Below are 23,208 nucleotides of genomic sequence, written 5' to 3'. Positions count from 1 at the left end.
GGTGGGGCAGGGGTTGGGCGAATCAGGGGAACGATCACGGCTCAAACCCGTCAGTTCCTTACAGACCCCCAGAAGGAGCCCGGTGTTTTGCTGAATTTTAAGACTGCATTACTGCTCGTCGCGCTGCTGCTATGCGGCAACGGCGCACTGCAAGCCGCGGCCACCGCGCCTGAACCCGAAGCCCCGGCCAAGCCGGAATTGCTGGTGGAGGGCGGCCTGCTCGGGGCCATCAGCTCCAGCATCGATGATGTGCAACAGAAGCTGGACCTCAATCAGAATTTCATCGACGAGTGGCGCCTGCGTGCCGACCGGGCCGCGAATGAAGTCGGGCGTCTGGTCGACCAGACGGCGGCGCGCTCGCCATGGAGCGTGGCCGGGGATTTCCTGTTGCTGTCGGCCGTATGGATCGGTGCCTTTGCAGTGCTGACGCTGGTGGGCCGCGTTATCGTGCGGCGCTTGGGCCTGCGAGGTTTTTTCCAGCGCCGGGCGCGCCTGCTGGCGGTGCTGGGGTATGTGGTGCCCTACACCCTCCCGGCCATTATCTGCCTGCCGTTGACGCTGTATGTCAGCCACTTTTTAGCCACCTCCGTGGGCCGGGCGCTGGCGCTGTGTTTTGCCTACGCCACCAGCAGCGGCATCTTCTCCACCTCGATGCTGCTGTGCGTCATCGTCATGTTCAACCTCGGCCACAAGCGCCCGGCGGTGCGGTTGATCCGCGACTATTGCCCCAAACCGCTGTTCCTGATCGGCTTTCTTGCCGCCCTCAGTGACGCGTTGACCAGCCCGCAGATCGCCCGTCAGCTCGGCGGCAATATCACCAGCAGTATCGCGGTGTTTACCGGCCTGTTCGCGACGGTGATCTTTGGCGTGCTGGTGGTGCGTCTGCGCCGTCCGGTGGCGCACCTGATCCGCAATCGGCCGCTGGCCCAGCGTCTCAAGCATCCGGCGTTGCAGCAGTCGTTGCGGGTATTTTCCGGGCTCTGGTACTGGCCGATTCTGCTGATGGTGCTGGTCTCGGCGATCAACCTGATCGGTGCCGGCGACGACAATCAAAAGGCCCTGCGCTGTGCCTTGTTCACCACCATCCTGCTGATCGGCACGGTGTTTCTCAGCACCGTGCTGCAACACCTGTTCAAGTCTCGCAGCCAAGTGGCGATCCAGCGCAGCAGCGCCTACAAGGAGCGCTTCCTCAGCCTGCTGCACGCGATATTGCGCATCGTCATGGCGGTGGCCTTTATCGAAATCCTCGGGCGTATCTGGGGCGTGTCGTTGTTCGAGTTTGCCCAGCGCAACTCGGTGGGCCGGGCGATCAGCGATTCCCTCAGCAGCATCGGCTTGATCCTGCTGATGACCTGGCTGTTCTGGGTGGTGCTCGATACGGCGATCCAGGAAGCGCTCAAACCCCCGGTGAACAAGCGCTCCAGCCGCCAGCCCAGCACCCGTGTGAAAACCATCCTGCCGCTGTTGCGCAACGCGGTGAAAATCATCCTGGTGGTGATTTGTGCCATCACCACCATGGCCAACCTGGGCATCAACGTCGCGCCGCTGCTGGCGGGTGCGGGTGTGGTCGGCCTGGCCATCGGTTTCGGCTCGCAGCAATTGGTGCAGGACGTGATCACCGGCCTGTTCATCATCATCGAAGACACCCTGTCGATCGGCGACTGGGTGGTACTCGACTCCGGCCATGCCGGCACGGTCGAGGGCCTGACCATTCGCACCCTGCGCTTGCGCGATGGCAAGGGCTTTGTGCATTCGGTGCCGTTCGGGCAGATCAAGGCGGTCACCAACCAGTCGCGCCAGTTTGCGTATGCGTTCTTTTCGGTGCAGTTCACCTACGACACCGATGTGGACAAAGCCGTGGAGCTGATCCGCGAGGCCGGCCAGTCGATCCGCGACGACGTGTTCCTCAAGTACAACCTGCAAGGGCCACTGGAGGTGTTCGGCGTCGACAAGATGGACCTCAATGGCGTGGTGCTGACGGCGCAGTTCCGTACCGTGTCGGGTGGGCAATATGCGGTGAGCCGCGCGTTTAACCAGCGTTTGAAGAAGCTTGTGGATAACTGCGACGAGGTGCATTTCGCGCAGACTTATCCACAGCAGGTTGTGTTGCCCAAGCGGGTGGGGCAGGAGCATGAGGTGGAGATGACCGAGCAGCCGCGTGCCGAATGAATGATTGGGGTGCCTGAGCTGGCGCCATCGGGGGCAAGCCCCCTCCCACATTTGAACGGTGTTCGCAGATCCAGTGTGGGAGGGGGCTTGCCCCCGATGAGGCCCTCAAACTCACCGCCTGAGCAACTTCTCCTGAATCGCCTGCTGATCCACCTCCAGCAACACCTGCTGCTTACCCCCCACCATCACCCCCGCCGGCACGCCATCCTTGTACACAATCCGATTGCCACTCACCGCCGGCACTTTGCTTCCCGGCAGCAGTGTGCCGACAAGGTTCAGCGGGTCGGCCCCGCACACTGCGATCAAGCTGCCGTCATGGGGCCGGCGCCGTACTTCACGCAGCAACGGGATCGCCTCCGGCAGTGCGAACTGTTCCCCCGCCAGGCCACTGACAAACCGCCCGCCGCGAATCTCGCCCCGCGCTTCGAGGCGGTGGTAGGTGCGCAGCAATTCGCGCCAGCTCGGCAACCAGTCCGCTTCGCGCTCCAGCAGGCGCCAGAAGACCACGCCATAGCGGCGCAGCAGGGTCATCGCGACATGTTCCAGCGTCTCGGCCGAATGCGCACCGGGCTCGCCTGGCGCGCGGCGAATCAAGGCCCAGCGCCCGGCATCGTCCATGCCGCCGATAAAGGCGCCGCGTCCACGCCGGCTGCTGCGCGCCTGGCGTTTGCTGGCGGGCGTGGTCAGGGCGCGCAGCCCGGCGAAGCTGTCGGCATTCACCAACCCCGCGCCGACCAGCTCCTGCAACGCGGTTTCCAATTCGCTGCGCAGCAGATGGGCTTCATGCACCAGCTCATCAAAAAACAACGCGCCTTGTTCGCGCAGGGCCAAATGGACTTTCTGCGCCTTGGGCGACAGCGTCGTGCTGTCGGTCTGTTCGGTCAGCCCGCTCCACAACGGCACCTGACTGCGCGGTAACAGCACGATTGGCGTGCTGCGCAAGGCAATGGCGCCGGCTTTGTGGCTCAGGCGCGTCCACACCAGTTTGCCACTGCGGCACAGGTCGTCGAGCCAGGTCGAGGCGTAATCCTTGATACGCGCACTGAGCAGGTCACTGTCCCAGGCCGAAGTGGCGGCGGCGTAGCCTTCGAACTGGGCGACTATCTGCGGCAACACCGCGCTGCCCTGGCCGCGCGTGCTGTCGGACAAGTGCTGCCAGTCGAACAGAAAACGCATGAAATCCTGCAGCGCCACCGGTTCGATCTCCCGGCGCAGGCGCTTGACTGTGTAGCGATGAATACGCGCCAGCAGGTGCCGCTCGCACCATTGCTCAGCGCTACAGCCTGGGCTGAAGTGCCCGCGCAGCACGTAGCCTTCCTGCTCCAGCCGCGCCAACCCCTGGGCCACGGTAGCGGGGAGCAGCGCCAGGGGCGCGGCAATCTCGGGCAGCGTCAATGGGCCGAAACCGCCCAGGCGCGCGCGCAGCACTTCCACCAAGGCCTCATCGGATGTCCACGGCTCATCGAAACCCGGCAGCAGCGGCAGGTTGTGCGGGTAGATTGCCTGTAAACAGCTCAAGCGTTCCACGGCCACCCACAGGCCGTTGGGCAACGGATAAGCGCGTCCGGCCTTGTGCAAAGCCCGCAGCCACTTGGCCCATTCTGGCGTGACCTCCTGCTCTGCAATACAGGCCAGGCTCATCAGCGCTTCGTGCATTTCATCCGGCCCCTGGGGCGCGGGCCAGGCCTCCTCGCGTACCCCGGCGATCGCCTCGGCATCCAGTGCGCCGAGATCGTCGGTACTCTGCGGGTCGCTCCAGCGGCGGTTGAGCACGGCCTGGGTGCGGCGTTCTTCCAGTGGCGCGTCATCGAGAAAGGTGTAGGGGCGCGCGCTGAGAATTTCGGCGGCCATCGGCGAGGGCGCGGGCAGGTCGCGGCTGACCATGCGCACGTCGCCTGCTTCCATGCGTCGCAACAGGGCCAGCCAGCCTTCGCTGTCCATGGCTTCATGCAGGCAGTCATCGAGGGTTTGTTCCACCAGCGGGTGGTCGGGCACTTCGCGCTCGCCGGCGAGGTTTTCCAGGCAGGCAATCTGGTCGGGAAACACACTGGCGATCAGGTCTTCGCTTTTCATGCGCTGGATCTGCGGCGCCACCTTGCGCCCGCCGGTGTAGCGCGGCAATGCCAGGGCCACGCCGGCGTTCCAGCGCCAGCGCACGCCGAACAGCGGCGCATCCAGCACGGCCTGGATCAGCAAATGTTCGGCGCTGTTGCTGTTGAGGTAGCGCCACACGTCATCCAGCGCGAAGCTGTGGCTGGTGGACAGCGACAGCACAATCGCATTTTCGCTGGCCGCCGCTTGCAGCTCGAAGTTGAAGGTGCGGCAAAAGCGCTTGCGCAGGGCCAGGCCCCAGGCGCGGTTGATGCGGCTGCCAAAGGGCGTGTGGATGATCAACTGGGTGCCGCCGGACGCGTCGAAAAACCGCTCCATGATCAAGGTGTCCTGCGACGGCAAGGCGCTGAGGGCCAGGCGCGTGCGGGCCAGGTAATCCAGCAGTTGCTCGGCGCTGGCGCGGCTCAGACCGAGGGTGTCGGTGAGCCACGCCTGCGCCGGTCGCAGGTCACCCGGGCTGGCGCCGAGCAGGTTGTCCAACTGCCCCTGCAAACGGGCCACGGCCGCCGACAACTCGTTGCTGCGCCCCGGCGCTTCGCCCATCCAGAACGGAATGGTCGGCGGCTGACCGTGGGCGTCCTCGACGCGCACCTTGCCGGCCTCCACCCGCAGGATGCGGTAGGACGTATTGCCGAGCTGGAAAATATCGCCGGCGATGCTTTCCACCGCAAAGTCTTCGTTGACGCTGCCGATGTTCAGGCTCTGGGGCTCGAGCAGCACGCTGTAGTCGGCGTTGTCGGGGATGGTGCCGCCGCTGGTCACGGCCGTGAGCCGAGCGCCACGGCGGCCGCGCAGGGTATGAGTCACGGCGTCCCGATGCAGATAAGCGCTGCGCATGCCCTGGCGGCCGTTGTAGCCGTCGGCGAGCATGTGCAACAGCGCCTGGTAATGGCGCTCGTCCAGCGTGGCATAGGGCGCGGCGCGGCGGACAAGCGTCAGCAGGGCAGCTTCCGACCATTCGCGCGCGCTGACTTCGGCGATGATCTGCTGGGCCAGCACGTCCAGCGGCGCCACGGGGATGTGCAGGGTGTCGAGCTCGCCACGGCGCACGCAGTCGAGGAGGGCGGCGCATTCGATCAGGTCGTCGCGGGTGGTGGCAAACAGGCGGCCCTTGGGCGTGCCGCCGACCTGGTGCCCGGAGCGGCCGACCCGTTGCAGAAACCCGTTGATCGAGCCGGGCGAACTGATCTGGCAGACCAGGTCCACATCGCCGATATCAATGCCCAGCTCCAGCGACGCGGTGGCGATCAGCACCTGCAGCGCACCGGCCTTGAGGCGTTGCTCGGCGTCCAGGCGCATTTCCTTGGCCAGGCTGCCGTGGTGGGCGGCCACCGCCGTCTTGCCCAAACGCTCGCTCAGATGCCGCGCCAAGCGTTCGGCCAGGCGCCGGGTGTTCACGAATATCAGCGTGGTGCGGTGTTCGCGCGCCAGCTCGGCGAGGCGGTCGTAGACCAGCTCCCACACATCATTGGCCATCACCGCCGAGAGCGGCACCGGCGGCACTTCGATAGCCAGGTCGCGCGGGCGGGCGTGGCCGATGTCGACAATGGCGCACTCGCGGCCGGTACCGACCAAAAACCGCGACACCGCGTCGATAGGCTTTTGCGTGGCCGACAGGCCGATGCGCGTCAGCGCCTCGGCGCACAAGGCTTGCAGGCGCTCCAGGCTTAACGCCAAGTGGCTGCCGCGCTTGCCGGCGGCAATCGCGTGGATCTCATCGACGATCACCGTGCGCGTGCTGGCGAGCATCTGTCTGCCCGAGTCCGAGCCCAGCAGCACATACAGCGATTCCGGGGTGGTGACCAGGATGTGCGGCGCACGCTTGCGCATCTGCGCGCGGTCTTTTTGCGGAGTGTCGCCGGTGCGCACTGCGGTGCGGATCACCAACGGCGGCAGGCCGGATTTTTCAAGGTGCTCGGTGATGCCGGCCAGCGGGTTTTGCAGGTTGAGTTGAATGTCGTTGGACAGCGCCTTGAGCGGCGAAATGTAGACCACCAGGGTTTCATCGGGCAGTTGGCCGCCGTTGGCCAGACCCTGGTGGACCAAGTCGTCCAGCACCGCGAGAAAGGCGGTCAGGGTCTTGCCCGAACCGGTCGGCGCGGCGATCAGCGTCGAACGGCGTTGACGGATCAGCGGCCACGCCCGGGCCTGCGCGTCGGTCACCGAGGGGAAGGTGCTGCGAAACCAGGTACTGACTGCGGGGTGGAAGCCGTCCAGTGCCCTGTCTGTTGAGTCGGGAAGGTTCATGTAGTGATTGATACCCGTCGCTCCAACAAGTTGCAAACACCTACTTTGTCCGTGACGGTTGCGCTACAAACCCGCAAAATGCAACGATTCTGGAATAAACCTACGGCAAGGCTCACGCGCCTGCCGACAACAACCATCGTTCCAAACAGACCGGGCCTGCTCAATCTATGCGAATGCGCCTTATGTTACTGGGCGGCGGGAATGCCCTCGGGCAGGCGCTGATTCGCCTCGGTGCAGAGGAAGACATCGGTTTCCTCGCCCCCAAACCGCCCCAAGACGGCTGGGATGCCGCGAGCCTCACCCAATTGCTCGACGACACCCGTCCCGATGCATTGATCAACCTCGCCTACTATTTCGACTGGTTCCAGGCCGAAGCCGTCAGCGAAACCCGCCTGGCTTCCCAGGAATTCGCCATCGAACGCCTGGCCGAACTGTGCCAGCACCACAGCATTACCCTGGTGCAACCGTCCAGCTACCGCGTGTTCGATGGTTCCCGCGCCACCGCCTACAGCGAAAAAGACGAGCCGGTGCCCCTGGGCCTGCGCGGCCAGGCGCTGTGGCGTATCGAGCAAAGCGTACGCGCCACCTGCCCGCAGCATGTGCTGCTGCGGTTTGGCTGGTTGCTGGATGACAGCGTCGACGGCACCCTCGGGCGCTTCCTGGCCCGGGCCGAACAGCCGGATGAGTTGTTGATGGCCGACGACCGTCGTGGCAACCCGACGCCGGTGGACGATGCGGCGCGGGTGATCATTTCCGTGCTCAAGCAACTCGATTGCGCGGCGCCGCTGTGGGGCACCTACCACTACGCCGGTCACGAGGCGACCACACCGCTGGCGCTGGGCCAGGCGATTATCACCGAAGCCCGCAACTTCCACGCCCTGGCCATCGAGTCGCCCACCGCCCAGGCCCACGCCGCGCGGCCGGATGCGGCGGACGAGCCACAGCACGCGGTGCTGGCCTGCAAGAAAATCCTGCATACCTTTGGCATCAAGCCAAGGGCATGGCGGGCAGGCTTGCCAGCGTTGCTCGACCGGTTCTACCGCCACTTCTGAAAACAACACAGAACCCAATGTGGGAGGGGGCTTGCCCCCGATAGCAGAGTGTCAGTCAAAGATTTATTGACTGGTCCACCGCTATCGGGGGCAAGCCCCCTCCCACATTGTTATGCCGTGTTATTTAGAACTTGTAGCCAATACCCACCATGTAGACCATCGGGTCGACATCCACATTGACCTTGGCCCGAGTGCCCTGGCCCAGCGCGTTGTTATCCACAGTCGCCTTGGTGCTGATGTCGATGTAGCGCGCCTGGGCGTTGATCATCCATTTGTCGTTGATCATGTAGTCGGCGCCGATCTGCGCGGCCCAGCCCCAGGAGTTCTCGGCCTTGAAGTTGCTGAAGCCGGCTTGCTCGGCGCGGCTGCCGACGTGTTCGTCATAGATCCAGGTGTAGTTGATACCGGCGCCCACATAGGGTTGAAAGGCGGACTGGTGGTCCAGCGGGTAGTACACGACGCTCAGGGTCGGCGGCAGGTGTTTGAGTGTGCCGAGCTTGCCGTTGGCGGCGCCGAGGGCGGTATTCTTGATCTTTACATCGTGCTCGAACGGCGTGGCGGCCAGCAGTTCGATACCGACGTGATCGGTGATCATGTAGGCGAAGTTCAAGCCCAGTTGGGTGTCGCTGCTCATGGTCGCCTTGCCGCCCAGGTTGGCGCCGGCCAATGGGCCCTGGTCAACCTTGACGCTGCTGCTGTCGGCCTTCGGGTTCACGGTGATTGCACCGGCGCGAACCAGAATGTCGCCCGCCCGGTGGGCGTGAGCGACAGGGACGACGAGGGCGAGCGCGAAGAGGGACGCGCCGAGCAGAGACTTGTTCATGGGAGCTCCAAAAGGACGTTAAAAGTTGTACGTCCAATGGTAAAGATCGTTCCGCACGATCTTTTGACTCAGCTCAATGAAAGGCTAACCACGCCGCAAAAAACTGTGGGGGGGCTTGCCCCAGTACCGGTCAGTTAGCGCAGATCCCCTGTGGGAGGGGGCTTGCCCCCGATAGCGGTGGGTCAACCAACATCAGTGTTTGCTGGGCCGACGTCGTCGCGGGCAAGCCCCCTCCCACATTTGATCTTCGGTGTGTTTGAGGGGAGGGGTTATTCCTCCAGCTCGTACATGTAGATCTTCTCGGCATCCATCTGGTAACCGGCGTCAGCCAACTCACTGGACGACGGCTTGACCTGCATCGCGCCTTCTATCCAGTACGGCTGGTACAGCTCGTCGAGTTTCACCCCAACTTCGCTTTTCACATGCACGATCTGGTTCGACGGCGGTGGCGGCACATGGATGCACGCGCCGAAATACGGCACCAGCAGGAACTCGGTGGTGCGGCCCTCTTCGCTCACTTCCAGCGGCACGATGTACCCCGGCAAACGAATGTGCCGGCCGTCGAGGCTCTGCACCACCGGCGCGTTGGGCAAGTCCTGTTTAGCGGCGGGCGCGGCCTCGACGGACAAGGCATCGGCCATGTTCGACAGGTCGTGCAGCGGTTTCATATTGGGCACTTCCGGTGGCGCATCCGGTGGGATCATTTCCTGCCACGACAAATCCCGGGGCTGCTCCTCGGCCCAGGCAGGTACGGCCACCAGCAGCAACAGGGCAAACAGGGCACGACGCATCGACAGCTTCCTCATAAACGAATGGACAGCCCATCGGCCAACGACTGGCGATAGGCACGCCAGGCGGGCACGCTGCCCATCAACAGCGCCGCCGCCAGGATACCGGCGAGCAGCGTCCATTCATATTCGCTCGGCCATGCCATCGGCAGGTCCAGGCCGTAGTTGGCCTGCAGATAGCCCCGCGATGCGGCGATGCACAGGTACAGCAAACCAAGTCCTGCCACCACGCCGGACAGCGCCAGCGCGAAGGCCTCGAAGATCAAAAGCGTGGCGATATGCCAAGGCCGTGCGCCCACCGAGCGCAGGATCGCCATCTCGCGGCGGCGTTCGTTGAGGCTGGTGAGGATCGCCGTGAGCATGCCGATCAACCCGGTCAGCACCACGAACAACGAGATCACGAACAAGGCTTTTTCGGCCGTGCCCATCATGCTCCACAGCTCTTGCAACGCCACGCCCGGCAGGATCGCCAGCATCGGTTCGCCACGGAATTCATTGATTTCCCGTTGCAGCGCGAAGGTGGAAATCTTGTTGTTCAAACCGAGCATGAACGCGGTGATGGCTTGCGGGGTCAGGTCCATATTGCGCGCCTGATCGGCGCTGATACGGCCTTTGCCCTGGGCCGGGACACCGTTGTGCCAGTCGATGTGGATCGCCTCCATGCCGCCGAGGCTGATATGCAGCGTGCGGTCCACCGGCGTGCCGGTGCGCTTGAGGATGCCGACCACGGTGAAGGGCTTGTCATCGTGCTTGACCAGGCTGACCACCGCCACGCCATGGGCCAGCACCAGCTTGTCGCCGAGCGTGTAGTGCAGGGCCTCGGCGACCTCGGCGCCGAGCACCACTTCGAACGGGTCGGTGGCAAACGCGCGGCCGCTGGCCAGTTCAAGGTTCTGTTTGCGACCGTACTGGTAATGCTCGAAGTAGGATGCGTTGGTGCCCATCACCCGGTAACCGCGATGGGAATCGCCCAGGGAAATCGGAATCGCCCATTTCACCTGGGGGTTGGCGGCGAAGTGCTCGTAGCTGTCCCAGCGGATGTTATTGGTGGCGTTGCCGATGCGAAACACCGAGTACAGCAGCAGGTTTACCGAGCCCGAGCGCGCCCCGACGATCAGGTCGGTGCCGCTGATGGTACTGGCGAAGCTGTTGCGCGCTTCAACGCGCACGCGCTCCACCGCCAGTAACAGGCAGACGGAAAGCGCGATGGCGAAGGCGGTGAGGATCGCGGTAAAGCGGCGGTTGGCCAGGCTGGCCATGGCCAGACGAAACAAATACATCTCAAACCTCTGCAGGCGTGGCGGCGCGATTGAGTTCGGCCAGCGACAGGTTGCGGTCGAACAGCGGGGCCAGGCTTTGGTCGTGGCTGACAAACAACAGGCTGGCGCCCGCTTCGCGGCATTCGGCGAACAGCAGTTGAATGAATGCTTCGCGGGCGTCGTAGTCGAGGGCCGAGGTGGGCTCGTCGGCGATCACCAGTTCCGGTTGACCGATCAGCGCACGGGCGGCGGCCACCCGTTGTTGCTGGCCGATGGACAGCGAATCGGCGCGGCGCTCGAGCAAGTCCGGGTCGTTCAGACCCAGGTGCGCGAGCAAGGTCGCTGCGGCCTGGTCGACACTGCCGTGGCGCTGGGCCGCGCGCCGGGCCCGCAGCTTGGAAAAGTGGCAAGGCAGCTCGACGTTTTCGCGTACCGACAAAAACGGCAGCAGGTTGAACTGCTGGAAGATGTAGCCGGTGTGGTCCACACGAAAACGGTCACGGGCACCGGCAGACAGTTCGGTCAGCTCCTGGCCGAGCAGGCGGATACTGCCTCGGCTGGGTTTGTGCACACCGCCAAGCAACCCGAGCAAGGTGGTTTTGCCACTGCCGCTGGGGCCCTTGAGGAACAGGGTTTGCCCCGGCTCCAGGCGGAACGCGGGGATGTCCAGCAACTGGGGGTGACCGGGCCAGTTGAAGCCCAGGTCGGACAGTTCGATCAATGCAGGGGTCATGTGAACTCAGAACTTCAGGGTGGCTGCAGTGGCGGTCGCGTCAGCACCTTGCTGGCCGCTCGGGCCGATCAGTTGTACCTGAATTTTCCGGGTGGCGGGGAAGGTCTTGAACACTTGGCTCAGGTCCAGGTTGCTCAGTGCCTCTGGCTTGGCGCAGGTGAACTGGTAGTGGGCATGGATTTCGCTGTGGTCATGATGATGTTCATGGGCGGCAGCGCCTTTGCCGTCGGTGGCGTGGTCATTGTTATCGTCATCGTCATCATCGTGATCGGCTTCGGGCTTGTCGCCGAACAGCGGGCTGTTGAGTTCCTGGGTGCTGACGACGCAACCGGCGGCCTTGGGCACGTTGAACAGTGCCAGCGGACTTTCCAGCTGTTTGCGCGCGGCGGCGACTTTGGCTTTGTCGGCGGCACTGGTCGCGACGTGTTCGAAACCCACCAGGTTCATCGCCGGGCTGTCCAGCTCAAGCTCCAGACTCTGGCCGTCCAGCACTGCATTGAGACGGCCCACACCGTGTTCGTGAGCGCCGAGGCTGCCATGCTCATGATCGTGATCTTCATGGGCGTGAGCGACAGCCAGAGGCAGCAGGGCAAACGGCAAAGCAAGCAGCAGACGGCGCATGACAGGACTCCACAGATGAAAGTTTTGTTATGTGATCTTATAACAATAGTGCCGAGAGTTTGACCGTCCGCTTGGCGTTGCGCAAGCTGCATGGGAGCATGTCCGTCAGAAAAAATGCGGGAGTAAGGACGATGTTGCGAATTCGTGGAACCGTCGGCGACCTGCCGGTGGACTTGACCCTGGAACTGGACGACGGCGATTGGGCGCGACTGGGCGCACACTTGCAGGCCGCCCCGGTGCCGGCCGAGTCGACGGCGGTACCGGTCAGGCAAAGTGAGGATCTATGGCAGAACGCCCAGGATCTGTTGCGCAACGCCGGGCAGCTCAGCGGCCTGGAGTTGCTCGATCAACTGGAAGGGTTGGCCGGCGATGCCGCCGCAGGCAAGCGCCTTCTGGTGCGCCTGCGCCACAGCACCAAAGTGAAAGTGACCAGCGGCGCAGACACGCCGCTGTACACCTGGATCGACGCTTCGTAGGAGCGAGCTCGCTCGCGAAAAACGCATAGGCGCCGCGTTCATTCAGGATGCCCGCGTTATCGTTGACGGCCTTCGCGAGCAAGCTCGCTCCTACAGGGTGAGGGTTAGTACAGCGCGGCAAACAATTTGCGGCGGTACACCGTGACCAGCGGGTGATCATTGCCCAGCAGTTCGAACACCTGCAGCAAGGTCTTGTGTGGCAGGCCCTCGCTGTAGCTGCGATTGCGCACGAACAGCTTGAGCAGGCCTTCCAGGGCGGCGTCGTATTGCTGGCGCGCCAGTTGTTGAATGCTCAACTGATAGGCCGCTTCGTCATCCTGCGGGTTCTGCGCCAGGCGGCTTTTCAGGTCGGCGCTGTCCGGCAGGTCGGCGGCCTGGCGCAGGAAGGTGATTTGCGCCTTGGCCCCGGCGAGGGCGGCCTTGTGGTCGTCGCCTTTTACGGCGTCCAGCACGGTTTGGGCTTCATCCAGTTCACCGCGCTCGGCCAGGCAACGCGCGTACAGGATCAGCGCGGCGGCGTTGGTGTTGTCCTCGCCCAGCAGCGCAACCAAAATGGCCTCGGCATCGCTGATGCGGCCCTCGGCAAACAACGCTTGTGCCTGCTCCAGCGGATCGGCTGCAGCCGGTGGCGGCATCTGCACATGGGGCTCGAGCATCGCCCGCACCGCCGACTCCGGCTGCGCGCCGGCAAACCCATCCACCGGCTGACCGTCCTTGACCAGCACCACCGTCGGCAGGCTCTGGATACCGAAACGCGCAACGATGTCCTGCTCGGCTTCGCAATCGACCTTGGCCAGCAGCAACTCACCGCGATAACTCTCGGCAATCTGCGCCAGCATCGGCATCAGCGCCTTGCACGGCGCGCACCACTCGGCCCAGAAGTCCACCAGCACAGGTTTTTCGAAAGAGTTCTGAATCACTGCCTGCTCGAAGTTGGCGGCAGTGACGTCGAAGATGTACGGCGTGGGCTCACTCATGAGGCGTCTCGAATAAAGCGGGAATGGGGGCAACTATAAGGGCTGGCGCGGTTGGCTGAAAGCATCGTGGACGCAAGATCGCTATCGCAGCCAAGCCAGCTCCCACCTTTGAAATGCATTCCCCTGTGGGAGTGGGCTTGCCCGCGATGGCCTCAAGGACGCCGCGAATGGTACAGGCTCACCTTGCGAAACTCCCACGGCTCGGCCAGGTCCGGCAGGGTCAGCGCCTCGAGGATGTCCAGCCGCTGATAATCCGGATGCTGGAAGTCGCGCACCCGCGAGTCCGCCACCAGCGCTTCGCGGGCTCGGGTCAGGAAGTGATCCAGCAGCGGCAGGTTGGCGCGATCGTAAAGCACGTCGGCCACCAGGATCAGGTCGAAACGATCGGCCTCTGCAAAGAAGTCGGTTGAATAACCCAGCTGCACGTCGTTGAGTGCGGCATTCGCCCGGCAAGCCGCCAGCGCCAGCGGATCAAGGTCGCACGCCACCACCTCCAACGCCCCAGCCTTGGCGGCCGCAATCGCGGCCACGCCGGAGCCGGTGCCGAAATCCAGCACGCGCTTGCCCGCTACCCACGCCGGGTTCGCCGCCAGATAGCGCGCCAGCGCCAGGCCGCTGGCCCAGCAGAAGCTCCAGTAGGGCGGCTCATGCAGGATGCGCCGGGTTTCTTCCTGGCTGAAGGCACGGTCCATGTTGTCAGCGTCGAGCAGCCACAACGACAGCTCGGTGCCCGGCAGCGGGCAGGGCACCAGGTGTGCGTCGCCGATCAGTTCACTCAGGGCGCTTTGCAGGTGCAGCGGTGGTGTCATGGCGCCTTGACGAGTTGCAGGGGGCCGGTGGTCTGGGTAATCGCCTGGGTGATGCGCACGGCGGGCAGGTGCAGGATCAACTGGCCGGACTGGCTGGCGCGACCGCGCAATTCAACCCGCGCACCGGCCGGGAACGCTTCGGGGTTGAAGCGCAGGCGAAAGGCCAGGGGCTTGCCGTTGCCGGTCAATACGCTGCTGGCGAGCAGTTGCTGCGGGCGCGAGCGCTCGTCGATCACCAGCAGCGCTAGCTCGACTTCGGCGCCGGCCGGCACATTGGTCAGGTTGCCGCTGATTTCCCGCTGGTAGGCGGGCAGGGGGCCGAGGTCTTCGATGCCGGGGACTTTTTTCTCTTGTGCCGGCGTTGGCTGAGGTGCGGCCGGCTTGGGGGCTTCGCTGCTGCAGGCGACCAGAAAACTGAACAGGGTGAGTAGAACGAGTGGTCGTAACTGCATGTACGGCTCCAGAAAGGACAAAATCCGTGGCTTAAAAAATAGAAACATATAAGCCTGCCTATATACCGTAAAGGCTATGGCTTGTCTTGCGACGGGGATGCGCTACCATGGCCCTCCCTATTATTTGTTGCCTGCCAACCATGCACTGTCCCTTCTGCGGTGCCAACGACACCAAGGTCATTGACTCGCGTCTGGTCGCCGAGGGCGATCAAGTGCGTCGCCGGCGCGAATGCCTGGCCTCTGGCTGCGGTGAACGTTTCACCACCTTCGAAACCGCCGAACTGGTATTGCCGCGCCTGATCAAGTCCGACGGCAGCCGCCAGCCCTTCGACGAAGAAAAACTGCGCGCCGGTATGCAGCGCGCCCTGGAAAAACGCCCGGTGAGTGTCGAGCGTCTGGAGGCGGCGCTGGCGCATATCAAGCACAAGTTGCGCGCGACCGGCGAGCGCGAGGTCAAGAGCCTGGTGGTCGGCGAACTGGTGATGGGCGAGCTGCAAAAGCTCGACGAAGTCGCCTATATCCGTTTCGCCTCGGTGTATCGACGCTTCCAGGACCTCAATGAGTTCCGCGAAGAGATCGACCGCCTGGCCCGTGAGCCTTCCAAACAATGACGTCTGAACAGGCAGTCCTCGACGCCCACTACATGGCGCGCGCCCTCGAATTGGCACGCAAGGGCCTGTACACCACCCACCCCAACCCACGGGTAGGCTGCGTGATTGTGCGTGACGGGCAGATTGTCGGCGAAGGCTGGCACGAACGCACCGGCGAGCCCCATGCCGAACCCAACGCCTTGCGCGCCGCCGGTGACAAGGCCCGTGGCGCTACGGTCTATGTCACCCTCGAGCCCTGCAGCCACCATGGTCGTACACCGCCCTGCGCCGATGCGCTGGTGACAGCCGGTGTGGCGCGCGTGGTGGCAGGCATGCAGGACCCTAACCCGGAAGTGGCCGGGCGCGGCATGCAGCGCCTGGCCCAGGCCGGCATCGAGGTTCGCAGCGGCGTACTGGAAGCTCAAGCGCGTGCGCTGAACCCGGGCTTTCTCAAGCGTATGGAACACGGCCTGCCATTTGTGCGGGTCAAGTTGGCGATGAGCCTGGACGGGCGTACCGCGATGGCCAGCGGCGAAAGCCAGTGGATCACCGGCCCCGCCGCCCGTGCCGCCGTGCAGCGCCTGCGCGCCGAAGCGAGCGTGGTGCTGACCGGCGCCGATACGGTGCTGGCCGACGGCGCCCGGCTGACCGTGCGCGCCGCCGAGCTGGGCCTGGATGCAGAAACCACCGCCCTGGCCATGTCGCGCCCGCCGTTGCGCGTGTTGATCGACGGCCGTCTGCGGGTGCCGCTCGATGCGCCGTTCTTCAAGGCGGGCCCGGCATTGGTCATCACCTGCGTAACCCCGGAAAACCAGTTCCCCCGTGGCCCCGAGTGCCTGGTGGTACCGGGTGTGGAGGGCCAGGTCGACCTGCGCTCGGCGCTGGTGGCGCTTGCCAACCGTGGCGTCAACGAAGTGCTGGTGGAAGCCGGCCCGAGCCTGGCGGGCGCGTTTGCCCAGCAGGGGCTGGTCGACGAGTACGTGATTTTCGTCGCCGGCAAGTTTCTCGGTTCCGCTGCCCGACCCTTGCTGGACTGGCCGCTTGAGAAGCTGGCCGACGCTCCCCACCTCAAGATCACTGACATGCGTGCCGTGGGCGACGACTGGCGAGTCACTGCCATTCCCGTGCCTGCGGCGAGCGTATAATTCCCGGCCCGCGCTTGAGCGTCAGCCCCCCGTTTTCAGGAGAACGACATGTTCACCGGCATTATCGAGTCCATCGGCAGCATCCGTGCAATGACCCCCAAAGGCGGCGATATTCGCCTGCTGGTTGAAACCGGCAAGCTGGATCTGGGCGACGTCAAGCTGGGCGACAGCATCGCCGTCAGCGGTGTGTGCCTGACCGTCGTCGAGTTGCCGGGCAACGGCTTCGCTGCCGATGTGAGCCGCGAGACCCTGGACTGCACCGCGATGAACGATCTTGCGGCCGGCAGCCCGGTCAACCTGGAAAAAGCCCTGACGCCCACCACGCGCCTGGGCGGCCACCTGGTCAGCGGGCATGTCGACGGCGTCGGCGAGGTCGTGGCCCGCAGCGAGAACGCGCGCGCCGTGGAGTTTCGTATCCGCGCGCCGAAAGAGCTGGCCAAGTACATCGCCCATAAAGGCTCGATCACCGTCGACGGCACCAGCCTGACCGTGAACGCCGTGAATGGCGCCGAATTCGAACTGACCATCATTCCCCACACCCTCAGCGAAACCATCATGGCCTCCTACCAGCCAGGCCGGCGGGTGAACCTGGAAGTGGACTTGCTTGCCCGTTACCTGGAGCGCCTGTTGCTGGGCGAAAAGGCCGCAGAGCCTGCATCAGGCACCATCACCGAAAGTTTTCTGGCCGCTAACGGCTACCTGAAATCCTGACCAAGGGGGTGCCGCGTGGCGCTCAATAGCATCGAAGAACTGGTTGAAGACATCCGCCAAGGCAAGATGGTCATCCTGATGGATGACGAAGATCGCGAGAACGAAGGCGACATCATCATGGCCGCCGAGGCGTGCAAGCCCGAGCACATCAACTTCATGGCCAAGCACGCCCGTGGGTTGATCTGCATGCCCATGAGCCGTGAACGCTGCGAATTGCTCAAGCTGCCGTTGATGGCGCCGCGTAATGGCTCGGGCTTCGGCACCAAGTTCACCGTATCGATTGAAGCCACCACCGGCGTCACCACCGGCATCTCCGCCGCCGACCGTGCGCGCACCGTGCAGGCCGCCGCTGCGAAAGACGCCAAGGCTGAAGACATCGTCAGCCCCGGCCACATCTTCCCGCTGATGGCCCAGCCGGGCGGCACCCTGGCGCGCGCCGGTCATACCGAAGCTGCCTGTGACCTGGCGCGCATGGCCGGGTTCGAGCCGAGCGGGGTGATCTGCGAGGTGATGAACGACGACGGCACCATGGCCCGCCGCAGTGAACTCGAAGCGTTTGCCGCCGAGCACAACCTCAAGATCGGCACCATTGCCGACCTGATTCACTACCGCATGATCCACGAACGTACCGTTCAGCGGATTGCCGAGCAGCCGCTGGACAGCGAACTGGGCCAATTCAATCTGGTGACCTACCGTGATTCAGTGGAAGGCGACGTGCACATGGCGCTGACCCTGGGCACCATTTGCGCCGAAGAGCCGACCCTGGTGCGCGTCCACAACATGGACCCGCTGCGCGACCTGCTGATGGTCAAGCAGCCCGGCCGCTGGAGCCTGCGCGCGGCCATGGCCGCGGTTTCCGAGGCGGGCAGTGGTGTGGTGCTGTTGCTTGGCCACCCGCTGGATGGCGATGTACTGCTGGCGCATATCCGCGAAACGGCCGACCACGTGCCGGTGAAAAAACCGACCACCTACAGCATCGTCGGTGCCGGTTCGCAGATCCTGCGCGACCTCGGTGTGCGCAAAATGCGCCTGATGAGCGCACCGATGAAATTTAATGCGATATCCGGATTCGACCTGGAAGTTGTAGAATACGTGCCCTCCGAATAAAGGCTGGCGATTCCTGCCCCTTGTTCGCGGTTAAATCATCACTGAGGGACGCACTTTTCGCGTCCCGGCTCTTTAAGAGATTTGTCGAATGACCCTGAAGACCATCGAAGGTACCTTCATCGCCCCCAAAGGCCGCTATGCCCTGGTGGTTGGCCGCTTCAACAGCTTCGTGGTTGAAAGCCTGGTAAGCGGTGCCGTTGACGCCCTGGTTCGCCACGGTGTGAGCGAGAGCGACATCACCCTTATCCGTGCCCCCGGCGCCTTCGAAATTCCACTGGTTGCGCAAAAGGTTGCCCAGCAGGGTGAATACGCGGCAATCATCGCCCTGGGCGCGGTCATTCGTGGCGGTACCCCGCACTTCGAATACGTGGCCGGCGAATGCACCAAGGGCCTGGCCCAGGTGTCCATGGAGTTCGGCGTGCCCGTCGCTTTCGGCGTGCTGACCGTTGATTCCATCGAGCAAGCCATCGAGCGCTCCGGTACCAAGGCCGGTAACAAAGGCGCTGAAGCTGCCCTGTCCGCCCTGGAAATGGTCAGCCTGCTGTCGCAGTTGGAGGCCAAGTGATTTCCGACGAAAGCGATCGTTTCAACCCACGCGACGAGCGTCCAGCCGACGCCGGCAAGCCTTCGAAAAGCGAAAAGCGTCGTGCTGCGCGCCAGCTGGCGACCCAGGCGCTGTACCAGCGCCACATGGCCGGCACTGCGCTGAACGAAATCGAAGCGCAATTTCGCGTCGATAACGATTTCACCTTCGCCGACCAGAGCTACTTCCACGACATCCTGCACGGTGTTCCGGCCAACCTGGACGAGATCGACAAGGCCTTGGCGCCCTGCCTGGACCTGACCCTCGAAGAGCTGGACCCGGTTGAACTGGCCGTGCTGCGCCTGTCCACCTGGGAACTGCTCAAGCGCGTCGACGTGCCGTACCGCGTGGTGATCAACGAAGGCATCGAACTGGCGAAAGTCTACGGTTCGACCGACGGCCACAAGTTCGTCAATGGCGTGCTCGACAAGCTGGCCCCGCGCCTGCGTGAAGCCGAAGTGAAGGAACACAAGCGCTAAGTCGCGCTTGGGGCCTTGATGGGTGAGTTCGAGCTGATCCGCAACTATTTCGCCGCCGCGCCCTGCGCGCAAGGCGGCGAAGGCATTGCCCTGGGGATCGGCGACGACTGCGCCTTGCTGGCGCTCCCCGCCGGGGAGCAACTGGCAGTCTCCACTGACACCTTAGTGGCCGGCGTACACTTTGCCGACCCGTGTGACCCGTTCCTGCTCGGCCAGCGCTCGCTGGCCGTGGCAGTGAGCGACCTGGCCGCCATGGGCGCCCATCCTCTCGCGTTTACCCTTGCCCTGACCACGCCGACCGTCGATGCCGACTGGTTTCAACGCTATGCCCAGGGTTTGAACGCCATGGCGCAACGCTGCGGCGTGGGCCTGGTGGGCGGCGATACCACGCGCGGGCCGCTGAGCCTGACCTTGACCGTGTTCGGTCGCGTGCCGGCCGGGCTGGCCTTGACGCGCGGCGGTGCACGGCCCGGTGATCTGTTGTGTGTCGGTGGCGAATTGGGCAACGCGGCCGGGGCCTTGCCGCTGGTGTTGGGCCAGCGCAGCGCGCAAGCGGCCATCGCCGAACCGCTGCTCGCCCACTACTGGTCACCGCAACCGCAACTGGCCTTGGGGCTGGCGCTGCGGGGCAAAGCGACGTCGGCCATGGATATCTCCGACGGGCTGCTGGCCGATTGCGGGCATATCGCCAGGGCATCGGCTGTCAGCCTGTTGATCGAGCGCGACACCTTGCCGTTGTCGGCGGCGTTGCTGGCGTTTGTCGGCCGCGACGAGGCGCACGTAGCCGCGTTGAGCGGCGGCGATGACTATGTGCTGGTGTTCACCTTGCCGCCGGCCGAACTGGCGCCGTTACGGGCGGGCGGCTGGCCGGTCCATGTAATCGGTCGGGTCCAAGCGGGGCTGGGCGTGACACTGCTCGACGCCAACGGACAAGACATCACTCCGGCCGTGCACGGCTATCAGCACTTTCATCCGCTGCCGTAGTTGGCGCTGCTGCGTTACCCTTCATATGAATATCTCCACGTAGGAAGTCATCCTTATGAGTGTGCGCTGCTGGCTGCTGATCATGCTGTGCGTCATGACCCCTGCGCTTGAGGCGGACGAAACCCGGTTGCCCGGCAAGATCGTCCTGGCCAGCGAAGAGTGGAGCAACTACACCAACAGGGATGGCAGCGGCCTGGCCTGGGACGTGTTACGCCGGGTGTTCGAACCGGCCGGCGTCGCCCTGCAAGTCCGCAGCGCGCCCTATACCCGCTCGGTCGGCTTGGCCCAGCGTGGCGAGGTGGACGGTTGGGTCGGTTCCTACCGCGACGAAGCCGAGCACGTACTTTATCCGCACTGGCACTTTGACTCCGATCATATCTACGCCCTCGGTCTGGCAACGATGCCCACGCCGAGCCTGGCGACGCTCGGTGATTACCGCCTGGCCTGGGTGCGTGGCTACAAATACGAGAAGTACCTGCCGAACGTGCGTCGGTTCAACCAGGTCGAGCGCCGCGACGGTATCCTGTCGATGCTGCAGCATGGCCATGCAGACCTCTACATCGAGTCGCTCACCGAAGCCGAGTATGTGCTCAGTCAGGCCGATGATCCGTCGCGGTTCACACTCACCCACCTCACGGAACTGCCGCTCTACGTGGGCTTTGCCGATAACGAACGTGGGCGGGCACTGAGGACCTTGTACGACCAGCGCATGGCCGTGCTGGTGAAAACCGGCGACTTGAAGCCGATTTTTCAACGCTGGAAGCAGCCGTATCCGTTCTGACCTGCATAGAACCAAGCCGAAGGCCAATCGAACCTATTGATCTTTATCAGCGATCATTCAGCTTAAGCGTCTGTAGGAACAGGCTGTTACAATGGCCGCCTCTGTGAAATCTGAAATCAGGAGCACACGGTGCCCGTCGTTTTCGTCGCCGCTTCCAAGCTGCCTACCCCCTTTGCCACGTTCTCCATGCATGGCTTTCTCGAAGAAGCCACCGGGCGCGAGCACGTTGTGCTCAGCCTGGGCGATATCGCTGATGGTGCGCCGGTGCTGGGCCGCGTGCATTCCGAATGCCTGACCGGCGACGCGCTGTTCAGCCAGCGCTGCGACTGCGGTTCGCAATTGGAAGCTGCGCTGCAGGCTATCGCCCGCGAGGGCCGTGGCGTGCTGCTGTATTTGCGTCAGGAAGGCCGTGGCATCGGCCTTTTGAACAAGATTCGCGCCTATGAATTGCAGGATGGCGGTGCCGACACCGTGGAAGCCAACGAGCGCCTGGGCTTTGCCGCCGACCAGCGTGACTACGCCATCTGCCTGCCGATGCTTGAGCATCTGGGCGTGAAGTCGCTGCGCCTGATGACCAACAACCCGCGCAAGGTCAAAGCCTTGACCGAAATGGGCATCACCGTCGCCGAGCGAGTGCCACTGCATACCGGGCACAACCCGCACAACAAACTGTACCTGGCCACCAAAGCCAGCAAGCTCGACCATATGATGGGCAACGAGCATCAGGGCGAGGTCGACCGCGCGTGACCCGCGGCCAGGTAAAGCGGCGACTGTCCTTCAACTGGTGGCAGTACCTGGCCCTGGCGTTGCTCCCGTTGTTTGTGATCAACCTGGTGTTCGGCCGCGCCGAGTCCTTGCTTCCCGTACTGGCCATGCCGTTCTTTATTGCCGGCGTGGCCTCGATGTTTCTCAGCCTGCGTTATTTTCACGGCTATAAACATGCGTTGATCGCCACGTCCAAGGCCCTCGATACTGCCGAAGAACCTGCCGCCTGGATCACCCTGGCGGCGCGTCGACGTACAGCCTTGCTGGTGGCGGCGCTGCCGGCCTGGATCGGCGCGTTGGCGGTGTTCGTCGGTCTGGAAGCGGTGCCGCTGTGCTTGCTGGCGCTGTCGACGACGGTGTTGTTTTACCTCTATCGCATTCCGCGTCAATTGGGATGAAACGCTACTGGCTGGCGTTGTTGCTCGGGTTCAGCGTTCAGGTGTTGGCCGCCGAGCGCGTTGTCAGTCTGGCGCCGTCGCTGTCTGAAATCGTTGTCGAACTGGGCGCTGCCGACCTCTTGGTGGGTGTGCTCGATGGCGGCGAGCGGCCGTCGGCCCTTGCGCAGGTGCCATCGGTCGGGCGTTACGGCCAGTTGGACATGGAGCGCCTGCTCAGCCTCAATCCCGACCTGATCCTGCTCTGGCCCGGCAGCGTCGGCCCGGCTCAGCGCGAGCAATTGCAGCGCCTGAATATCCCGGTGTACGTTGCCGAACCCCATGACCTTGAACAATTGACCCGCCAGGTCCAGGCCATTGCCGAGCAATTGGGGCGTGCCGACGCCGGCCTGGCCTTGGCCGATCAACTGCGCCAGCGCCTCGCCGAACTGCGCCAGCGCTATCGGCGCGCCGAGCCGTTGCGCGTGTTTTACCAGGTCTGGAACCAGCCGCTGTACACCGTGGGCGGCGAGCAGATCATCAGTGATGCGTTGAAGGTGTGCGGGGCGCGCAATGTGTTCGACGACCTCAAGCTGCCGGCGCCGCAGGTGAGTATTGAGTCAGTGTTGCAGCGTGATCCGCAACTGATCCTGGTGGGCGATCAGGCGCAGCGGGAGGCCTGGAAGGTCTGGCCGAGCCTGTTCGAGCGCGTGCGGTTGGTACCGGACAAGGGCCTGGAGCGGCCCAGTGGGCAGATGCTGGAAGCGGTGGCGCGGTTGTGTCAGGTGATTGCGCCTAGCCTCTGACATCGTTATCGCAGGCCAGCCAGCTCCCACAGGGGAATGCATTTCAAATGTGGGAGGGGGCTTGCCCCCGATGGCGGCCTCGGGGCCGACCAGTATGCTGGATTGGACCGGGTACATATCCGTTTCTGCGGTAACGGCTGCTATGGGTTCCGCTTTTACAGCGGCTCACTTTTGAAAAGCGCAAAAGTAAGCAAAACGCTCTTGCCCCACCACTCGGCACCTCGCTTAGGCTCGGTGTGCCCGAACGCAGACTTGAATCCGTGGGCCGCCGCCACGCGCCATCCATGGCGCGGGGCGGCTAACCCGGCGTCCTGCCGGGTTACCCACGGATTCAAGCCTGCGTTCGGCCAGCGTGGTTTAACGGG

23 protein-coding genes are annotated in these 23,208 nt (G+C 63.9%); 14 read left to right on the top strand and 9 right to left on the bottom strand.

The window, feature by feature from the left end; all coding sequences use genetic code 11:
• The first annotated feature begins 87 nt into the window (after positions 1 to 87).
• Positions 88 to 2,169, top strand: a complete 2,082-nt coding sequence (locus tag BOP93_RS23900) for a mechanosensitive ion channel family protein (protein WP_104504872.1) — start codon at positions 88 to 90, stop codon at positions 2,167 to 2,169.
• Positions 2,170 to 2,280: 111 nt separating this feature from the next.
• Here BOP93_RS23900 and BOP93_RS23895 read toward each other — a convergent pair whose 3' ends face one another.
• On the bottom strand, positions 2,281 to 6,528 hold the full coding sequence (locus tag BOP93_RS23895; protein WP_104504871.1) for a DEAD/DEAH box helicase: 4,248 nt from the start codon (positions 6,526 to 6,528) through the stop codon (positions 2,281 to 2,283).
• Between the two features lie 167 nt (positions 6,529 to 6,695).
• On the opposite strand from BOP93_RS23895, the gene BOP93_RS23890 reads away from it, so the two are divergent.
• Complete coding sequence (locus tag BOP93_RS23890; RefSeq protein ID WP_083203146.1) at positions 6,696 to 7,580, top strand: sugar nucleotide-binding protein; 885 nt, start codon at positions 6,696 to 6,698, stop codon at positions 7,578 to 7,580.
• 124 nt (positions 7,581 to 7,704) lie between these two features.
• Here BOP93_RS23890 and BOP93_RS23885 read toward each other — a convergent pair whose 3' ends face one another.
• The 5 genes from BOP93_RS23885 to BOP93_RS23865 all read right to left on the bottom strand — a co-directional run bounded on the left by BOP93_RS23885 (position 7,705) and on the right by BOP93_RS23865 (position 11,804).
• The gene (locus BOP93_RS23885) at positions 7,705 to 8,403 is read right to left on the bottom strand and encodes an OmpW/AlkL family protein (protein WP_104504870.1); all 699 of its coding nucleotides are present in this window, start codon (positions 8,401 to 8,403) and stop codon (positions 7,705 to 7,707) included.
• Positions 8,404 to 8,672: 269 nt separating this feature from the next.
• The gene (locus BOP93_RS23880; protein ID WP_065932513.1) at positions 8,673 to 9,194 is read right to left on the bottom strand and encodes a DUF3299 domain-containing protein; all 522 of its coding nucleotides are present in this window, start codon (positions 9,192 to 9,194) and stop codon (positions 8,673 to 8,675) included.
• Positions 9,195 to 9,205: 11 nt separating this feature from the next.
• Entirely contained in the window at positions 9,206 to 10,471 is a 1,266-nt protein-coding gene (locus BOP93_RS23875; RefSeq protein WP_104504869.1) for an ABC transporter permease, read from the bottom strand.
• A gap of 1 nt (position 10,472) precedes the next feature.
• The gene (locus tag BOP93_RS23870) at positions 10,473 to 11,183 is read right to left on the bottom strand and encodes an ABC transporter ATP-binding protein (protein WP_065891618.1); all 711 of its coding nucleotides are present in this window, start codon (positions 11,181 to 11,183) and stop codon (positions 10,473 to 10,475) included.
• Between the two features lie 6 nt (positions 11,184 to 11,189).
• A complete protein-coding gene (locus BOP93_RS23865) occupies positions 11,190 to 11,804 on the bottom strand; it encodes a DUF2796 domain-containing protein (RefSeq protein WP_065935544.1) in 615 nt (204 codons plus the stop codon).
• A 131-nt stretch (positions 11,805 to 11,935) separates the two neighbouring features.
• Between BOP93_RS23865 and BOP93_RS23860 the strand changes: the two genes are divergently transcribed.
• Positions 11,936 to 12,280, top strand: coding sequence for a hypothetical protein (locus tag BOP93_RS23860; RefSeq protein WP_065895967.1), 345 nt, complete (start codon positions 11,936 to 11,938; stop codon positions 12,278 to 12,280).
• 104 nt (positions 12,281 to 12,384) lie between these two features.
• On the opposite strand, the gene trxA is transcribed toward BOP93_RS23860, so the two are convergent.
• The 3 genes from trxA to BOP93_RS23845 form a co-directional block, all read right to left on the bottom strand.
• The gene (gene trxA / locus BOP93_RS23855) at positions 12,385 to 13,257 is read right to left on the bottom strand and encodes a thioredoxin (protein WP_104504868.1); all 873 of its coding nucleotides are present in this window, start codon (positions 13,255 to 13,257) and stop codon (positions 12,385 to 12,387) included.
• Between the two features lie 152 nt (positions 13,258 to 13,409).
• Positions 13,410 to 14,066 carry a class I SAM-dependent methyltransferase gene (locus tag BOP93_RS23850; RefSeq protein WP_104504867.1) on the bottom strand — a complete coding sequence of 219 codons (657 nt, stop codon included), beginning with the start codon at positions 14,064 to 14,066 and terminating at the stop codon, positions 13,410 to 13,412.
• Positions 14,063 to 14,518 carry a YbaY family lipoprotein gene (locus tag BOP93_RS23845; RefSeq protein ID WP_065891623.1) on the bottom strand — a complete coding sequence of 152 codons (456 nt, stop codon included), beginning with the start codon at positions 14,516 to 14,518 and terminating at the stop codon, positions 14,063 to 14,065. The genes BOP93_RS23850 and BOP93_RS23845 overlap by 4 nt, the downstream gene beginning before the upstream one ends.
• A gap of 140 nt (positions 14,519 to 14,658) precedes the next feature.
• On the opposite strand from BOP93_RS23845, the gene nrdR reads away from it, so the two are divergent.
• From nrdR to BOP93_RS23790, 11 genes are all read left to right on the top strand, one after another.
• Positions 14,659 to 15,129, top strand: a complete 471-nt coding sequence (nrdR, locus tag BOP93_RS23840; RefSeq protein WP_065888389.1) for a transcriptional regulator NrdR — start codon at positions 14,659 to 14,661, stop codon at positions 15,127 to 15,129.
• Positions 15,126 to 16,253: a bifunctional diaminohydroxyphosphoribosylaminopyrimidine deaminase/5-amino-6-(5-phosphoribosylamino)uracil reductase RibD gene (gene ribD / locus BOP93_RS23835; RefSeq protein ID WP_065888388.1), complete on the top strand. Its 1,128-nt coding sequence runs from the start codon at positions 15,126 to 15,128 to the stop codon at positions 16,251 to 16,253. Before nrdR ends, ribD begins: the two co-directional genes overlap by 4 nt.
• Before the next feature lie 48 nt (positions 16,254 to 16,301).
• Complete coding sequence (locus BOP93_RS23830; RefSeq protein WP_065888387.1) at positions 16,302 to 16,964, top strand: riboflavin synthase; 663 nt, start codon at positions 16,302 to 16,304, stop codon at positions 16,962 to 16,964.
• A gap of 15 nt (positions 16,965 to 16,979) precedes the next feature.
• Positions 16,980 to 18,071, top strand: coding sequence for a bifunctional 3,4-dihydroxy-2-butanone-4-phosphate synthase/GTP cyclohydrolase II (gene ribBA, locus BOP93_RS23825; RefSeq protein WP_065949068.1), 1,092 nt, complete (start codon positions 16,980 to 16,982; stop codon positions 18,069 to 18,071).
• 88 nt (positions 18,072 to 18,159) lie between these two features.
• Positions 18,160 to 18,636 carry a 6,7-dimethyl-8-ribityllumazine synthase gene (gene ribH, locus BOP93_RS23820; protein ID WP_003194576.1) on the top strand — a complete coding sequence of 159 codons (477 nt, stop codon included), beginning with the start codon at positions 18,160 to 18,162 and terminating at the stop codon, positions 18,634 to 18,636.
• Entirely contained in the window at positions 18,633 to 19,133 is a 501-nt protein-coding gene (nusB, locus tag BOP93_RS23815; RefSeq protein ID WP_065888385.1) for a transcription antitermination factor NusB, read from the top strand. Before ribH ends, nusB begins: the two co-directional genes overlap by 4 nt.
• 18 nt (positions 19,134 to 19,151) lie before the next feature.
• Positions 19,152 to 20,117 carry a thiamine-phosphate kinase gene (gene thiL, locus BOP93_RS23810; protein WP_104504866.1) on the top strand — a complete coding sequence of 322 codons (966 nt, stop codon included), beginning with the start codon at positions 19,152 to 19,154 and terminating at the stop codon, positions 20,115 to 20,117.
• Between the two features lie 55 nt (positions 20,118 to 20,172).
• The gene (locus tag BOP93_RS23805) at positions 20,173 to 20,898 is read left to right on the top strand and encodes a substrate-binding periplasmic protein (RefSeq protein ID WP_104504865.1); all 726 of its coding nucleotides are present in this window, start codon (positions 20,173 to 20,175) and stop codon (positions 20,896 to 20,898) included.
• 129 nt (positions 20,899 to 21,027) lie between these two features.
• A complete protein-coding gene (ribA, locus tag BOP93_RS23800) occupies positions 21,028 to 21,645 on the top strand; it encodes a GTP cyclohydrolase II (RefSeq protein ID WP_104504864.1) in 618 nt (205 codons plus the stop codon).
• Positions 21,642 to 22,061, top strand: a complete 420-nt coding sequence (locus tag BOP93_RS23795; protein WP_104504863.1) for a nuclear fragile X mental retardation-interacting protein 1 — start codon at positions 21,642 to 21,644, stop codon at positions 22,059 to 22,061. Before ribA ends, BOP93_RS23795 begins: the two co-directional genes overlap by 4 nt.
• Entirely contained in the window at positions 22,058 to 22,843 is a 786-nt protein-coding gene (locus BOP93_RS23790; RefSeq protein WP_065896352.1) for a cobalamin-binding protein, read from the top strand. The genes BOP93_RS23795 and BOP93_RS23790 overlap by 4 nt, the downstream gene beginning before the upstream one ends.
• Positions 22,844 to 23,208: the final 365 nt, after the last annotated feature.

Origin of the sequence: Pseudomonas orientalis (assembly GCF_002934065.1) — a bacterium.
GTDB classification, from domain to species: domain Bacteria; phylum Pseudomonadota; class Gammaproteobacteria; order Pseudomonadales; family Pseudomonadaceae; genus Aquipseudomonas; species Aquipseudomonas orientalis_A.
The sequence above is the reverse complement of the archived record's forward strand: the minus strand, read 5'-3'. Positions and strand labels throughout refer to the sequence as shown.